Consider the following 14304-nt stretch of genomic DNA (forward strand, 5'->3'; position numbering starts at 1 on the left):
GTCGCGTGGGCAGGCCGAAAGGCCGTCCATGAGGAAAGTCCGGGCTCCACAGGGCAAGGATAACGGGTAACGCCCGCCGAAGGCGACTTCAGGAAAAGTGCAACAGAGATATACCGCTGGCGCGGCTCCGCCGGGCCAGTAAGGGTGGAAAGGTGCGGTAAGAGCGCACCCGTCGGCGCGGAAGCGTCCGATGCTGTAAACTCTATCCGGAGCAACACCGGTATGGGAGCACACAGGCTGGCCCGGCCGCTCCCGGGGTGGCTGGAGCGCGCTGGCAACAGCGCGCCTAGATAGATGACTGTCGGATACAGAACCCGGCTTACAGTCTTGCTCGCAAAATACGGCCCCGACGGCGTGATACGCCGCCGGGGCCTGTTTTCATGCGCCGATCTCAGGACGGGGCACGGCCCGGCTCCGCTTCCAGCTGTGCCTGGCGCTCCCAGGGCGGCATCAGCCGTCCCTCCAGCTCCGGCGGGACGCTCTCCGGCCAGTACTGGCGGATCTCTTTGACCTGGAAGTCGTCTCCCCAGTCGTAAACGGTATAGGGCTTTTCCGGCCGGCGGGTGCGGACCACCACCTCGTTGTGCCCGTCCTGGTCGATGTCCTCCACCACGGCGCCTCCTTCCACTCCAGGGCCTCCGCCAGAGGCTCCAGCAGGGTCACGTCCGGATAGCTCAGGGCCTGCTCCCACTTGCTCACCGCCTTGTCCGTCACATGCAGCCGCCCGGCCAGCTCCCTCTGGGTCAGCCCGGCGGCTTTCCGCTCCTGGGCGATGAAGTCCCCGGATCTTTGCTTGTCCATACGATCCACCTCCCCGCCAGTATACACCGGACCGTGGAAAAAAGCGACCGTCCGTTGGTAGGATCCGGCAGATCCCCTCCCGCCCAGGGAGGCCAGGTCCCGGGGAATGCTTCCCGGGCTCCCGGTCTTTAAGATTGAACTAAGGAACGCCCTGTATCATGCCCTCATCCAACATAAGGAAAGGAGACGGATCCATGAAGCTTCGGCACGAATGGAAGCACGAGATCACTGCCGCCGACTGCCGCGTCCTGACCGCCCGCCTCTCCGCGGTGGCCCGGCGGGACGTCCACGGGCACAGCGGCCGCTACGAGATACGGAGCCTGTATTTCGACGACCCGCTGGACAAGGCCCTGCGGGAGAAGATCGACGGCGCGGACCGGAGGGAAAAATTCCGGATACGGTATTACGACGGCGACACCTCCTACATCTGCCTGGAGAAAAAGAGCAAGCGGGACGGCCTGTGCGGCAAGCGCTCCGTCCTGCTCAGCGCCCGGGAGGTCCAAGATCTCCTGGACGGGGACCTGGCGTGGATGCCGGGCAGCGGCCGGCCCCTGGTCCAGGAGCTCTACTGCAAGATGAAGGGCGATCTCCTCCGCCCAAAGACCATCGTGGACTACACACGGGACGCCTACGTCTTCCCCGCCGGGAACGTGCGGGTGACGCTGGACTCCAACATCCGCACCGGCCTGCGCTCCACCGAGTCCCTGGGCCCCGCCTGCGTCACCGTCCCTGCCGGGGACGCCCCCATCATCCTGGAGGTCAAGTGGGACGAGTTCCTGCCCGACGTCATCCGGGCGGCGGTGCAGCTCCCCGGACGCCGGTCCTCTGCCTTTTCCAAATACGCGGCCTGCCGCATCTATGGCTGAACGAGAAAGGGAACGAACGATATGACTACTTTTCAGGACATCTTCCGCTCCAGCTTTTTGGAGAACGTCACCAGCGTCAGCCTCCTGGACATGGGGCTGGCCCTGATCCTGGCCTTCGGCCTGGGCCTTTTCATCTTCCTGGTCTATCAGAAGACCTTCTCCGGCGTCATGTACTCCTCCAGCTTCGGCGTGACGCTGGTGGCCCTGACCATGATCACCACCATGGTCATCCTGGCCGTCACCAGCAACGTGGTGCTGTCCCTGGGCATGGTGGGCGCGCTGTCCATCGTCCGCTTCCGCACCGCCATCAAAGAGCCCCTGGACATCGCCTTCCTCTTTTGGGCCATCGCCGTGGGCATCGTCCTGGCGGCGGGCATGATCCCACTGGCGGCGGTCGGCAGCGTGGTCATCGGCGTGGTCCTGCTGGTGTTCGTCAACCGGAAGTCCCACTGCGACCCCTACATCGTCGTCCTCCAGTGCGACGGGCATGAAAGCGAGGCCAAGGCCGCGGACTTCCTCCGGCAGAGGACCCGCCGCTGCGTGGTGAAGAGCAAGACGGTCCAGAAGGAGGCCGTGGAGCTGGATCTGGAGATCCGGCTGAAGGATGAGGATACGGACTTCGTCAACGCGCTGGCCGATCTCCCCGGCGTCCGGAGCGCCGTATTGGTGAGCTATAACGGCGATTACATGGGGTGATGCCATATGTCGACCCACAAGCACATCGACCGGATCTGCGCCGCCGCGCTGCTCCTCTGCCTGCTGCTGACCGCCGCCTTCATGAACGGCGAGGCCCTGGGCCTCCAGCCCGCCGCCTCCGCCATGGGCTATGGCTCCCGGCTGTTCGATACCGGCCGGGTCCATACCATCGACCTCGTCATGGACGACTGGGACGGCTTCCTGGAGACCTGTGAGGACGAGGAGTACGCCCGGTGCGACGTGGTCATCGACGGCGAGGCGTATCAGGACATCGGCATCCGGGCCAAGGGCAACACCTCCCTCAGCATGGTCTCCGCCATGGGCAGCGACCGCTACAGCTTCAAGCTGGAGTTCGACCACTATGACGGCGCCCGGACCTACTATGGCCTGGATAAGCTGAGCCTGAACAACACCATCCAGGACACCACCTATATGAAGGACTACCTCACCTATCGGATGATGGGGGCCTTCGGCGTGGACGCGCCCCTTTGCAGCTATGTCTACATCACCGTCAACGGCGAGGACTGGGGGCTCTATCTGGCGGTGGAGGGCGTGGAGGACGCCTTCCTCCGCCGGAACTACGGCAGCGATCCCGGCGCGCTCTATAAGCCGGACAGCATGAGTTTCGGAGGGGGCCGGGGCAACGGCCGGGCCTTCGATATGGACGGCCTCATGGACGCCGCCGGGGACCGGGAGGGAGACCGGTCCTCCCCCCCGGAGGGCTTCGATCCGGCCGCGCTCTTTGAAGGAGCTCCCTCCCCTGCCCTGTCCGAGGGCGGAGGCTTCGGCGGGGGCCCCGGTGCGCCCGGAGGCGGCATGGGGAGCGACGACGTGAAGCTGCGCTACATCGACGACGACCCGGAGAGCTATCCCAACATCTTCCAAAACGCCAAGACCGGCATCACCGGGGCGGACCAGGCCCGGCTGATCGCCGCGCTGGAAGCCCTGGGAGACGGCCGGGACCTGGAGGATATCTTGGACATCGACGAGGTCCTCCGTTACTTCGTGGTCCATGGCTTCGTCTGCAACGGCGACAGCTACACCGGCTCCATGGTCCACAACTACTACCTCTATGAGGAGGACGGCAGGCTCTCCATGATCCCATGGGACTATAACCTGGCCTACGGCACCTTCCAGAGCGGCGATGCCGCCGGGGCGGTGAACGCGCCCATCGACGACCCGGTCTCCGGCGGGGACAGCCGCCCCATGGTGGACTGGATCTTCGACAGCCCGGCGTATACGGAGCGGTACCATCAGTATCTCCGGGAGTTCCTGGAGACCGTGGATATCACCGGCCTGATCGACCACGCGGAGGCCCTGATCGCCCCCTACGTGGAAAAGGACCCCACCGCGTTCTACACCTGGGAGGAGTTCGAGACCGGCGTGGAGACCCTGCGGGACTTCTGCCGCCTCCGGGCGGAGAGCATCGCCGGACAGCTGGACGGTTCCATCCCCTCCACGGAAGCCGGACAGGCGGCGGATCCCGCCAGCCTTGTCGACGCGTCCTCGATCACGCTCTCGGATATGGGCACGATGGATCGCGGCGGCAGAGCCGGAGGCGGGCGGGGCGACGGAGACAGGCCGCGGATGCCGGGAGAGGGGCGCTCCCCGGACCGGCCGGAGACGCGGGAGGGGACGGAGCCGGAGGCGGCCCTCTCCTCCCCTGAGCGGCCCTTGGAGGAGGCAGATCCGGAGGCTCCGGCGGCGCAGGTCCTGCCGGGCCGCACTGAGGGAGACCGATCGCCGGAGAGGAGCGGGCCCGCCGGGGGCCTCCCCTCCTTCCCTGGCGAGACGGTCCCGGCGGGGAGCGGGGACTCCTTGATGCTGGCCGTCCTGTCATCGGCGGTCCTGCTTGCGGGGATCATAGCCGCTTCCTCCTACCGGCGCAGGGGACGCTGAGACGGGACCGCCGTTCGATGCATCGAACGGCGGTCCTCTTCCTCGTGTCCGGGAGCGGGCGGTCGCTGTCCGTTCGTCTCATATTGCACAAAATATTGGTTTTGTGCAATATCGACATGAAAGGAGCGGGGCGTCCTTTCAAAGGATGCCCCGCTCCCCCGCTTTGCCGCGATGCTGCATTCTTCATCGGAACTGCAAAAAGGAAATGGAAGTCCTGCCTCCTGTCCGCCATTCGTCCGCAACTATCAAAAGGCGTACTTTTTGATAGCCGCTCTTATTTTTGGCCCCCTGCCACCAGGCGGTGCTCCCGGAGACGCCGGTAGAAAGTCGCTTCTGCCAATCCGCTCCGGACCAGCGCGTCCTGGAAGCGCAGCCGCCCATCCTCCCATTCCGCTACGATCTCCGGGAAGTCATCCGGCGGCCGCACATAGGGCCGCCCGAACCGGACGCCCCGTTCCTTCGCGGCGGCGATGCCCTCCGCCTGGCGCTGGCGGATATTGGTGCGCTCGTTCTCCGCCGCGAAGGAGAGCACCTGCAGCACGATGTCGCTGAGGAACGTGCCCACCAGGTCTTTCCCCCGCCGGGTGTCCAGCAGGGGCATATCCAGCACCACGATGTCGATGCCCTTTTCCTTGGTCAATATCCGCCACTGATCTTGGATCTCCTCATAATCACGCCCCAGCCGGTCGATGCTCTTGATATATAACAGGTCGCCCGGCTTGACTTTTTTGACCAGTTTTTGATAGTTGGGCCGCTGGAAGTCCTTACCGGACTGCTTGTCGAGGTAGATGCTGCGCTCCGGGACGGCGGCCCCCCGGAGCGCGATGAGCTGGCGGTCCTCGTTCTGCTCCCGCGTGCTGACTCGGATATAGCCATAGATATTGGCCACGGCACGATCCTCTCCTCTCACGTATTTTGAAATGATGCCGGACGTCGAGGTACATTATAACAGCCGGCGCGGCCTGCCGGCGATCCAGGCGGGGCCGCGCCCGGCCCCGGCCCCCGCCGCCTCCCTGACCGCCGCGCCTGCCCGCGGTAGCTCCCGCCGGACGCGGCCGCCGCCTTCGGCGGGACAGGCGGCCATGCGCAGGCATGATGAGGAAAGGCCGCCTCCCCCTTTCGGGGGAGGCGGCCTTTCCGGTCAGACGATATCTCAGTATCTGCGGGGCCCTGGGGGCCCGATCAGTCCTGGTCCCAGTTATGCCAGACGTTCTGCACGTCGTCGCTGTCTTCCAGCATGTCGATGAGCTTCTGCATGTTCTTCACGTCGCCCTCGCTGCTGAGCGTGATGTAATTCTGGGGCACCATCTCCACATCGGCGTTGACGAAGCTGTACCCCTTCTCCTCCAGGGCCTTCACCACATCGTTGAAGGCATCCGGGTCGCAGGTGATCTCCAGCGCGGGGCCGTCGGCCTCGAGATCGGCGGCGCCGGCGTCCAGTGCGTCCATCATGACGGTCTCCTCGTCCAGTCCCCCATCCTCATTGTCGATGACGATGACGCCCTTCTTGTCGAAGGACCAGGACACGCAGCCGATGGCGCCCAGGTTGCCGTTGCACTTGTCGAAGGCATGGCGGACCTCCGGCGCGGTGCGCTGGCGGTTGTCGGTCAGGGCCTCCACGATGACGGCCACGCCGCCGGGGCCGTAGCCCTCGTAGGTGACGGCCTCGTAGCTGTCGGTGTTCCCGGCCCCCAGGGCCTTGTCGATGGTGCGCTTGATATTGTCATTGGGCATATTGACCGCTTTGGCCTTGGCGATGACCGTGGCCAGGCGGGAGTTGTTGTTGGGGTCGCCGGAGCCGCCCTCTTTGACGGCCACGATGATCTCGCGGGCGATCTTGGTGAAGGCGGCGGAGCGCTTGGCGTCCGCCGCGCCCTTGGTCTTTTGGATATTGTGCCACTTAGAATGTCCAGACATGGCGTTCATTCTCCTTCCACATAATACTGGATGACTTCCCGGTGGGAAGCCGATCTCCGGACGGACAGTCCCGGGAACCGGCCGGCCAGATACGCGACCAGCTTCGCGCAGATGGGGTCCTCCGTCGGGAAATGCCCGGCGTCGATGAGGTTGATCCCCTTCCCCTTGGCGTCCAGGAACTGGTGATAGCTCAGATCGGAGGTGACGAAGGTGTCGCACCCGGCGGCGATCGCGGCGTCCTCGAACTCACCGCAGGCCCCGCCTCCCACCGCCACCCGATGGACGGGCTTCCCGGCGTCGGCATAGCGCACGCCGTTGCAGTGCAGCGCGCGGGAGACGAAGCGGACGAAGCTCCGCAGCTCCATAGGCTCCGCCAAACAGCCGCAGCGGCCCACCCCCTCCTGGGTGAAGGGCCCGGGATCGACGATCCGCAGCGTCTCCGCCAGGACGTCGTTCACGCCGCCCTCCGCGATGTCCAGGTTCGTATGCATGGAGATCACGGACACATCCGCCCGCAGCAGCCGGGCCAGCAGCGCCCCTTGGGGGACATCGTCCCGGATGGACTGGACCTGCTGCCACCGGCAGTTCATGATGGGGTGGTGGGTCACCAGCAGCTGGCACCCTCCCGCGATGGCCTCCTCCGCTGTGTCCGGGGTGGCGTCCAGCGCCACCAGACAGCGCTGGACCCACTGGTCCGGGTCCCCCAGCAGATGGCCCACGTTGTCCCACTCCATGGCCAGCTCCCGGGGCGCGGCCTCGAAGATGGCCCCTTCGATCTCACGGACAGTTGGCACGCCGCCACTCCTCTCTCATCGACAGCAGCGCGGTGATGACATCCCGCAGCGCGTCTCCTTTTTGCCGGTCCCCGCCGGAACGGGCCGCGCCCGCCGCGGCGATCTGGTACCGGACGATCTTCTCGATGATGTACCGCTCCCCCAGCGGGTCGCGGAGCAGGGCCGCCCCGCCGTGGAGCTGGCCCAGCGTGAGGGACATCTCCCCTCCCCCGGCCTCGATCACCGGGTAGAGGGTGCCCCGGTCCTCTGCCAGGGCCTCCCGGCGGATGGCGTAGCCATGGTCCGCCAGGAACGCCCGCAGGACCTCCGCCCGGGTCTGGGGCTGGAGCAGCAGGGTATGCGCCCCATCGGCGGTCCAGGGCGCCCCGGCCAGGATGGAGGCGATGTTCTCCCCGCCCATCCCGGCGATGACGACGGTGTCCGCCTCCTCCGGCGAGACCACCGCCAGCCCGTCCCCCAGACGATAGTCGACCGCGTCCGCGCCGTAGGTCCGCCCGGTCTCCCGGGCCCTGGCCAGAGGGCCCTCCCGCAGATCGCAGGCAATGGCAGAGACCACGCGCCCGTGGAGCCGGAGCCACACGGGCAGGTATGCGTGATCCGTGCCAACATCAGCGAGCCGCGCGCCGGGCGGCACCCAGTCCGCCAGCAGCTGCAGGCGGGGCGACAGTCCCAGTCTCCGCACGGCAGGGGGCGTCACTCCGCCTTCTTGTTGGCCTCTTCGTTGACCAGGGCCAGCAGCTTCTCCACGTCGATGCCGTGGACCATGCAGGCCTCCTCCACGGTCTCGCCCCGGGAGGACGGGCAGCCCAGGCAGTGCATGCCGATGGACAGGAAGATGGGCGCGGTCTGGGGGGCCAGGTCCAAGATATCGCCGATGATGGTGTCTTTCGTGATCTCGATCATGTTTGGATCCTCCGTATCGAAAATAGTGGATGCGCAGGGATCTGCCGCCTGGGGCCCGTCCGTTCGGGACGGCGCTCCCGCAGGGCGGCCATCGCTCCGATATTATACTCTATTATCTGCACGAATTCAAGAGACGATTCGACAAAAGCCCGAAATGGCGGGCAGGAAAACGGCCCCGCGCCGGAGCGCAGGGCCATTTCGATCATTTGGTGCAAGAGACGGGCCCGGACAGGCCGGTCACCGCTGCTGCTCACGCATCTTGGCGAAGCACTCGCTGCAATAGACCGGACGGTCAGAACGGGGCTCGAAGGGCACACGGGCCTCGCCGCCGCAGGCGGCGCAGACGGCGGTGAAATACTCCCGGGGACCGCGGGCGGCGTTCTTGCGGGCGTCGCGGCAGGACTTGCAGCGCTGGGGCTCGTTCTGGAAGCCGCGCTCGGCATAGAACTCCTGCTCACCGGCGGTGAACACGAACTCCTGACCGCACTCTTTGCACACTAAGGTCTTGTCTTCGTACATGATCTTACCCTCTCTTTGAAAAGAAAATTATATTGCGTTCAGCGTCTGCTGAAATCGCCGGAAAGTAATTGCCGCGCCACCTTGCGTCGAATGCGCTGCACGGCGTTGTCCACAGATTTTGGGGGTTTATCCACCGCTTTTGCAATTTCCCTGCAGGAAAGACCGTCCAAATAGAACCCCAAGATCTTTGCTTCGAATTCGGACAACTGTTTCCGGACACCGGATAAGAGGGCTGCCGTGTGCTCCCGGTCGATCAGGAAATCTTCAGGATTACGCTGCGCCAAATTATTGGTCCCAGAGGTGAGGGGATCGCTGTCGAAATGGGAATCGTCCAGTGAGAGCGATTGATTGAGCGGCTGGTGCTTATCCCGCGCCGCGGCGCGGAGCACAGAATACAGGCGGCTGCGGATACAGATCTCCGCGAAGGTGCGGAAAGACGTCTCTTTCCCGGCGTCGAACCCCCGGACGGCCGTGATCAGGCCGACCATGCCCTCCTGGGTGAGATCCTCGCTGTCGCCGCCCGCCAGGAAAAAGGGGCGGGCGCAAGTGCGGACCAGGCGGTTGTACCGGGTGACCAGCGTCTCCTCCGCCAAGCGGTCCCCCGCCGCGGCCAGGAGGCACAGCGCCTCGTCGGTCTGCCGTCCCAGATCCGTCACGTCGTTCTCGTAAGTATCACGCATGATGTATTATACCCATCTGTCAAGGAAATTGTCAAGCAAATTATCAAAAATTTCCGGAGATCCCCGTAAGATCTTAGTGATTTTATGAGGCTAACCGGCCGGTCCGGCAGATCTTCAGGCGCTCTCCGCGGCCTCCGCCTCCGCTATGGCCCCGATCGGGGCCCCGGTCCGCGGGCCGCGGACGATCCCGCGGCCCCCTCCGGCTCTCAGTCCATGCATCGTTCGAAGATCGTCAGGTAGTGATGCCGCTCGGACGATCTGGCGCTGCAGGTCCGCCCCACCTCGTCCATCCAGGCATCCATCCCCTCCAGCCGGGCCCGCAGCACCTCGTGCCGGTCGCTCCTGTCCGCCAGGGCCGCCAGAGCGCTGTTGTGCCGGAGCTGGACCTGATACCCGTCCTCCTCCCGGTCGAAGCACAGCATGTCTGAACAGAAGGGGTAGTCCAGGGCAGTCTCCAGCAAAGCCGCCGTGTCCATGGCCTCCAGCGTCTCTCGGGGAGGCTGGCAGGCGGCCCTGCGCTCCGCCGTGCTCCCCAGGTCTATCCATTCCTCCGTCCCGGGCCGGACGGGGCACTCCCACGCGCCCTCCGCCTCATAGGGATCGTCCACTTCGATCTTGCCGCTGGCCCCCAGATCCTCGGGCCTCATCCAAAAGGCCGTCCCCGTGAGGAGCAGGAAGGCCAGGAGCAGTCCATGCTTCCCCTTCATGGCTGCCCCCGCAGGGTCAGCTGTTCCATGACGTCCTCCGGGGCCGCGCCGCCGGGGATGGGCTTATGCAGGTGCTGGTACGCCTTCTGCGTCACGCAGCGCCCCCGGGGCGTCCGGGTCACGAAGCCCAGCTGCATCAGATAGGGCTCATAGACGTCTTCCAGGGTCACGGGCTCCTCCCCGATGGTGGCCGCCAGGGTCTCCAGCCCCACCGGGCCCCCGTTGTAGTTGTCGATGATGGCCTCCATCATCCGCCGGTCCGTGGGATCCAAGCCCAGCCGGTCGATCTCCAGGGCGCAGAGGGACTGGTCCGCCACGTCCTTGGTGATGACGCCGTCGGCCCTCACCTGGGCGAAGTCCCGGACCCGGCGGAGCATCCGGTTGGCGATCCGGGGGGTGCCCCGGGAACGCCGGGCGATCTCATAAGCCCCCTCCGGCACGATGTCCACGTTCAAGATCCCGGCGGAACGGCCGACGATCCTCGCCAGCTCCTCCGGCGTGTAGAGCTCCAGCCGCAGCGTCACGCCGAAGCGGTCCCGCAGGGGCGCGGAGAGCTGGCCCGCCCGGGTGGTGGCCCCGATCAGCGTGAACCGCGGCAGGTCCAGCCGGATGGAATTGGCGGAGGGGCCCTTCCCCACGATGATGTCCAGCACGTAGTCCTCCATGGCCGGATACAAGATCTCCTCCACGGAGCGGTCCAGCCGGTGGATCTCGTCCACGAAGAGGATGTCCCCCTCGCCCAGGTTGGTCAAGAGCGCCGCCAGGTCCCCCGGCTTCTCGATGGCGGGGCCGGAGGTGATGCGGATATCGACCCCCATCTCCTGGGCGATGATGCCCGCCAGGGTGGTCTTGCCCAGGCCCGGCGGGCCGTGGAGCAGGACGTGGTCCAGGGACTCCCCCCGCTTCCGGGCGGCCTCGATGAAGATGGAGAGGTTCTCCTTGGCCTTCTCCTGCCCGATGTAGTCCCGCAGGGCCTTCGGCCGGAGGGAGCCCTCCTGGGCGTCCTCCTGGAGGAAGGTCTTCGCCACGATGGGCTCTTCATAGATATCGCTTCCAAAATCGATGCTCAAACGCTCACTCCCCTTCTCCCCCTATCCATCCGGGGAGGCTGCTCTCGCCTGCCGGCAGTCAGCTGAGGACTGCCGACAGGAACATGGCGACGAACGCCGTCACGAGGAGGCATCCGGTCGCTGCCAGGTAATGCCGGGCCTTGGCCTGGTAAAGCTCCATCGTCTCAGGGTCCAGGGACCAGCCCTGGTCCAGGAGGCGGCAGTACTTGGCGAACCGCATCATCGTGAGGATGCTGCCGCCGATCCCCAGGTTGACCGCAAGATATAAGAGCACGCGTCTCCCCCCTCTCCCTGCCGTGCAGGATGCCGCCGTGCAGGCGGTCCAGCGTCGTCTGGAAGTCCCCGCGGGACCTGTGTCCATGGTCCGCCATAGGGACTGCCCTGCTCCGCATCGAAAGCCATCCAATCGATGGACGCCCAATGTATGTGAAGTACCTTTGCTTTACAACAGCGCCAGCAGATGGGAGCCGTGCCGACCGGAGCGCCGCCCCCAGATATCCGGGAAGCGCCCCCGCTTCACAGACGCTGGGGCCGCAGGGACGGCGCCGTCACAGCTTCGCCATCCGCTTCAGCCCCTGCCGGACGATCTCCTCCAGCGGCAGCCCCATGTCCAGGCCCTTCAGCGCCACGGAGACCTCCTGGCTGGAGTAGCCCAGGACCGCCAGCGCCTGGGCGGCCTCCGCGGCCTTGTCCCCGAACAGCGCCGGGGCAGGCGCGCCCTTGCCTCCGGAGAGGTCCAGCCCGCCGGAGGGCTCCTTCGCCATTTTGTCCTTCAATTCCAGGATGATGCGCTGGGCGATCTTCTTCCCTACCCCCGGCGCCGCCGTCAGGGCCTTCTCGTCCCCGGTGACGATGGCCATCGCCAGGGCCTCCGGCGTGCTGGAGGACAAGATCGCCAGCGCCGCCTTGGGCCCCACGCCGGAGACGCCGATCAGATGCTTGAAGCTGTTCAGCTCGCTCTGGGCCGCGAAGCCGTAGAGCTCGAACAGGCCCTCCCCTACGTTCAGGTAGGTGTAGAGCTTTTTCCGCTGGCCCTTCTTCAAAGCCGCCAGCGTGTGGTTGGTCGTCTTGCAGGCATAGCCCACGCCTCCGCAGTCGATCACCGCCAGATAGGGCAGGATCTCCGCCACGGTGCCGTCCAGATAGTGAAACATAGCGCCTCCGTCCTCTCCCGGTCAGACCGTCTCCCGCACGTCCCTCCCCTGCGGCAGCCGGGAGGTAGCGCTCCGGGCGTGGCACAGGGCCAGGGCCAGGGCGTCGGCGGCGTCGTCGGGCCGGGGGATCTTCTGCAGTTTCAGGAGCCGCCGGGTCATGTCCATCACCTGCCGCTTCTCCGCCTTGCCGTACCCCGTCACCGCCAGCTTGACCTGGGAAGGGGTGTACTCGTACAGGGGCACGCCGCACTTCTCCGCGGCGTAGAGCAGCACCCCCCTGCCGTGGGCCACGGCGATGCCGGTGGTGATGTTCGTGTTGAAGAACAGCTCCTCGATGGAGATGACCTCCGGCGCCAGCCGGCCGATCAGCTCCTCCATGTCGGTGCCGATCTGGTAGAGCCTGCGGCTCAGGGGCAGGCCCGCCGGAGTGGTGATGGCCCCGTAGGTCACCATATGTACCTGTCCCCGGTCCGCCTCCACCAGGCCGAAGCCGATGGTGGCGAAGCCGGGGTCGATGCCTAATATCCGCATAGTCTGCCCCTTTCGGCTCACATCTCCCGTTAGAGTATAGCAGATCCGGCCAAGATACGCAACCACCAAAACGGGCGGGGCGCAAAAAGGCGGCGCCGCCAGCGGCGGCGCCTGCCTGATGGGATCTTTCATGCCCGGGGATGGGCCTTTTGATAGACGTCCTTCAAATGCCCCTTCACCACGTGGGTGTAGATCTGCGTGGAGGAGATGTCCGCATGGCCCAGCATCTCCTGGATGGAGCGCAGGTCCGCGCCGTTCTCCAGCAGATGCACCGCGAAAGAGTGCCGCAGGGTGTGGGGCGTGATCTCCTTCTCGATGCCCGCCTTCTCCTGATAATGCTTGATGATCTTCCAAAAGCCCTGGCGGCTCATCCGCTCGCCGCTCATGTTGACGAACAGGGCCGTCTCTCCCTCATCGGAGACCAGCTGGGGCCGGATCTTCCACACGTAATCCTGGAGGGCCTTCACCGCCGTGCGGTAAAGGGGGATGATCCGCTCCTTGCCCTTGCTGGAGCAGTGGACGAAGCCGGCGGCCAGGTTTAGATCGTCCAGGTCCAGGGCGGTCAGCTCGCTGACCCGGATGCCGGTGGCGTACAGCAGCTCCAGCATGGCGTGGTCCCGGAAGCCCTTGGCGTCCACGCACTGGGGCTGCTCCAGGAACAGGTCCACTTCCCTGGAGGTCAGGATCTCCGGATACTTCCGTTCCACCTTGGCGGCGGCCACGCCCTTGGCGGGGTTCGCCGCCAGCTTCCCGCTGAAGAGCTGGAAATCATAGAAGGACTTCACGGAGGCCAGGAAGCGGGTGACGGAGGCGGCGGACTTGCCCCGGCTCAGCATCCAGTCCATGTAGGACCGGACCGTCTCGGAGGTGGCCTCCAGCAGGCTGGGGCCCCGGATCTCCAGGTAGGCTGAGAACTGCGTCACGTCCCGCAGATAAGACGCGACCGTATTCTGGGAGGCGTGCTTCTCCCTCACCAGGTATTCCCCATAGCGCGCGATCTCGTCCGTAACGATCCCTTCTCTCTTTAGCCGCCTCCGGAGGTCCCGGGGACGGGTCTCGTTCATAAAAGCATCCGCTCCAGCAGCTGCCGCAAAAACCACGGGGCCAGCATCAGCTCGGCGCACATCCCGGCCAGGAGCGCCCCGGAGACTATGCCCAGGCGGGCCCACCACTCCCGGCCGTACGCCACCGGGGCGGACCGCCTCCCCTTCCCGAAGGACAGGCAGGCCAGGGCCATGGAGCGCTCCAGCGACGGGACAGCCAGCAGGAAGAAGCAGGGCAGCGTCACCGCGCACCGCAGGCCGAACACCGCCAGCGCCAGCAGCACCCCGTCGGCCCCGAACGCCGCCGTGAAGCAGCAGACGGAGAAGGACAGGGAGAAGCCGAAGGCCCCGGCCGTGAGCGGCAGCAGCAAGATCCCGATGGAGGCGAAGCCCAGCAGGAACGCCGCCAGCGGATAGCGGAAATACAGCACCGCCGCCGACAGCGCCGTCCGGGGCGGCTCCGGCCCTTCCAGCTCCAGGAAGCCGGTCAGGTAGCGGGCCAGCTCGTCTCCGGTGGCGTCCGGGACCCAGCCGGAAAAGACCTGTCCCAAAAGGATGCCGGCGAAAAAAAACAGCGCCAGGAACAACAGACGAGACAGCTGCCGTCTCCACTCGATCGTCTCCAGCCTCTTCCAGTTCAAAGCGCCTCACCTCACCGCATCCTATGAAGGACGGCGGCGGATCATACGCATCCCGGAAAAAGCCGGGAGATCCGACAGCCGGA

The 14304-nt window shown here is 65.7% G+C and carries 18 protein-coding genes, 1 other RNA gene and 1 pseudogene; 4 read left to right on the plus strand and 16 right to left on the minus strand.

Annotated elements, in window-relative coordinates; translation table 11 throughout:
- An RNA gene (gene rnpB / locus QZ332_RS05520) (RNase P RNA component class A) lies at positions 1-338 on the plus strand; the annotation flags it as partial.
- Positions 339-391: 53 nt separating this feature from the next.
- On the opposite strand, the gene QZ332_RS05525 is transcribed toward rnpB, so the two are convergent.
- Both QZ332_RS05525 and QZ332_RS05530 read right to left on the minus strand, forming a co-directional pair.
- On the minus strand, positions 392-628 hold the full coding sequence (locus QZ332_RS05525) for a hypothetical protein (RefSeq protein WP_295763505.1): 237 nt from the start codon (positions 626-628) through the stop codon (positions 392-394).
- Between the two features lie 59 nt (positions 629-687).
- Positions 688-801: pseudogene (locus tag QZ332_RS05530) on the minus strand (multiprotein-bridging factor 1 family protein); the annotation flags it as partial.
- Between the two features lie 194 nt (positions 802-995).
- Here QZ332_RS05530 and QZ332_RS05535 point away from each other — a divergent pair.
- Genes QZ332_RS05535 through QZ332_RS05545 form a run of 3 tightly spaced genes read left to right on the plus strand, consistent with a single transcriptional unit; the run spans position 996 to position 4262 of the window.
- Positions 996-1667: a polyphosphate polymerase domain-containing protein gene (locus QZ332_RS05535; protein WP_295763377.1), complete on the plus strand. Its 672-nt coding sequence runs from the start codon at positions 996-998 to the stop codon at positions 1665-1667.
- A gap of 21 nt (positions 1668-1688) precedes the next feature.
- Entirely contained in the window at positions 1689-2363 is a 675-nt protein-coding gene (locus QZ332_RS05540) for a DUF4956 domain-containing protein (protein ID WP_295763379.1), read from the plus strand.
- Between the two features lie 6 nt (positions 2364-2369).
- Positions 2370-4262, plus strand: coding sequence for a CotH kinase family protein (locus QZ332_RS05545; RefSeq protein WP_295763381.1), 1893 nt, complete (start codon positions 2370-2372; stop codon positions 4260-4262).
- A 274-nt stretch (positions 4263-4536) separates the two neighbouring features.
- Here QZ332_RS05545 and QZ332_RS05550 read toward each other — a convergent pair whose 3' ends face one another.
- The 14 genes from QZ332_RS05550 to QZ332_RS05615 form a co-directional block, all read right to left on the minus strand.
- Entirely contained in the window at positions 4537-5151 is a 615-nt protein-coding gene (locus tag QZ332_RS05550; protein ID WP_295763383.1) for a recombinase family protein, read from the minus strand.
- Between the two features lie 293 nt (positions 5152-5444).
- Positions 5445-6179, minus strand: coding sequence for a YebC/PmpR family DNA-binding transcriptional regulator (locus QZ332_RS05555; RefSeq protein ID WP_295763384.1), 735 nt, complete (start codon positions 6177-6179; stop codon positions 5445-5447).
- 5 nt (positions 6180-6184) lie between these two features.
- Entirely contained in the window at positions 6185-6973 is a 789-nt protein-coding gene (locus QZ332_RS05560) for a Nif3-like dinuclear metal center hexameric protein (RefSeq protein WP_295763386.1), read from the minus strand.
- Complete coding sequence (locus tag QZ332_RS05565; RefSeq protein WP_295763388.1) at positions 6957-7655, minus strand: class I SAM-dependent methyltransferase; 699 nt, start codon at positions 7653-7655, stop codon at positions 6957-6959. Before QZ332_RS05565 ends, QZ332_RS05560 begins: the two co-directional genes overlap by 17 nt.
- Before the next feature lie 11 nt (positions 7656-7666).
- Positions 7667-7876, minus strand: a complete 210-nt coding sequence (locus QZ332_RS05570; protein WP_295763392.1) for a DUF1858 domain-containing protein — start codon at positions 7874-7876, stop codon at positions 7667-7669.
- Between the two features lie 237 nt (positions 7877-8113).
- Positions 8114-8395, minus strand: a complete 282-nt coding sequence (locus QZ332_RS05575; protein ID WP_295763394.1) for a zinc-ribbon domain containing protein — start codon at positions 8393-8395, stop codon at positions 8114-8116.
- A gap of 38 nt (positions 8396-8433) precedes the next feature.
- Positions 8434-9075 (minus strand): sigma-70 family RNA polymerase sigma factor, encoded by a 642-nt coding sequence (locus QZ332_RS05580; protein WP_295763396.1) that lies wholly within the window; start codon positions 9073-9075, stop codon positions 8434-8436.
- Positions 9076-9281: 206 nt separating this feature from the next.
- Positions 9282-9782, minus strand: a complete 501-nt coding sequence (locus QZ332_RS05585; protein WP_295763400.1) for a hypothetical protein — start codon at positions 9780-9782, stop codon at positions 9282-9284.
- Entirely contained in the window at positions 9779-10852 is a 1074-nt protein-coding gene (ruvB, locus tag QZ332_RS05590; protein ID WP_295763403.1) for a Holliday junction branch migration DNA helicase RuvB, read from the minus strand. The genes QZ332_RS05585 and ruvB overlap by 4 nt, the downstream gene beginning before the upstream one ends.
- A 58-nt stretch (positions 10853-10910) precedes the next feature.
- Positions 10911-11126, minus strand: coding sequence for a hypothetical protein (locus QZ332_RS05595; RefSeq protein WP_295763406.1), 216 nt, complete (start codon positions 11124-11126; stop codon positions 10911-10913).
- A 274-nt stretch (positions 11127-11400) separates the two neighbouring features.
- A complete protein-coding gene (gene ruvA, locus QZ332_RS05600) occupies positions 11401-12006 on the minus strand; it encodes a Holliday junction branch migration protein RuvA (protein ID WP_295763409.1) in 606 nt (201 codons plus the stop codon).
- 21 nt (positions 12007-12027) lie between these two features.
- Complete coding sequence (gene ruvC / locus QZ332_RS05605) at positions 12028-12537, minus strand: crossover junction endodeoxyribonuclease RuvC (RefSeq protein WP_295763412.1); 510 nt, start codon at positions 12535-12537, stop codon at positions 12028-12030.
- Between the two features lie 128 nt (positions 12538-12665).
- Positions 12666-13601: a site-specific tyrosine recombinase XerD gene (gene xerD / locus QZ332_RS05610; protein WP_295763415.1), complete on the minus strand. Its 936-nt coding sequence runs from the start codon at positions 13599-13601 to the stop codon at positions 12666-12668.
- Positions 13598-14221, minus strand: a complete 624-nt coding sequence (locus QZ332_RS05615; protein WP_295763418.1) for a hypothetical protein — start codon at positions 14219-14221, stop codon at positions 13598-13600. The genes xerD and QZ332_RS05615 overlap by 4 nt, the downstream gene beginning before the upstream one ends.
- Between the last annotated feature and the right edge of the window lie 83 nt (positions 14222-14304).

It is taken from the genome of uncultured Oscillibacter sp. (genome assembly GCF_910584465.1).
Lineage (GTDB): Bacteria > Bacillota > Clostridia > Oscillospirales > Oscillospiraceae > Oscillibacter.

Coding starts and splice junctions, on each gene's coding strand:
- QZ332_RS05535 (WP_295763377.1), top strand. CDS start 996: ATGAAGCTTCGGCACGAATGGAAGCACGAGATCACTGCCGCCGACTGC.
- QZ332_RS05540 (WP_295763379.1), top strand. CDS start 1,689: ATGACTACTTTTCAGGACATCTTCCGCTCCAGCTTTTTGGAGAACGTC.
- QZ332_RS05545 (WP_295763381.1), top strand. CDS start 2,370: ATGTCGACCCACAAGCACATCGACCGGATCTGCGCCGCCGCGCTGCTC.
- QZ332_RS05555 (WP_295763384.1), bottom strand. CDS start 6,179: ATGTCTGGACATTCTAAGTGGCACAATATCCAAAAGACCAAGGGCGCG.
- QZ332_RS05570 (WP_295763392.1), bottom strand. CDS start 7,876: ATGATCGAGATCACGAAAGACACCATCATCGGCGATATCTTGGACCTG.
- QZ332_RS05575 (WP_295763394.1), bottom strand. CDS start 8,395: ATGTACGAAGACAAGACCTTAGTGTGCAAAGAGTGCGGTCAGGAGTTC.
- QZ332_RS05580 (WP_295763396.1), bottom strand. CDS start 9,075: ATGCGTGATACTTACGAGAACGACGTGACGGATCTGGGACGGCAGACC.
- QZ332_RS05585 (WP_295763400.1), bottom strand. CDS start 9,782: ATGAAGGGGAAGCATGGACTGCTCCTGGCCTTCCTGCTCCTCACGGGG.
- ruvA (WP_295763409.1), bottom strand. CDS start 12,006: ATGTTTCACTATCTGGACGGCACCGTGGCGGAGATCCTGCCCTATCTG.
- ruvC (WP_295763412.1), bottom strand. CDS start 12,537: ATGCGGATATTAGGCATCGACCCCGGCTTCGCCACCATCGGCTTCGGC.
- xerD (WP_295763415.1), bottom strand. CDS start 13,601: ATGAACGAGACCCGTCCCCGGGACCTCCGGAGGCGGCTAAAGAGAGAA.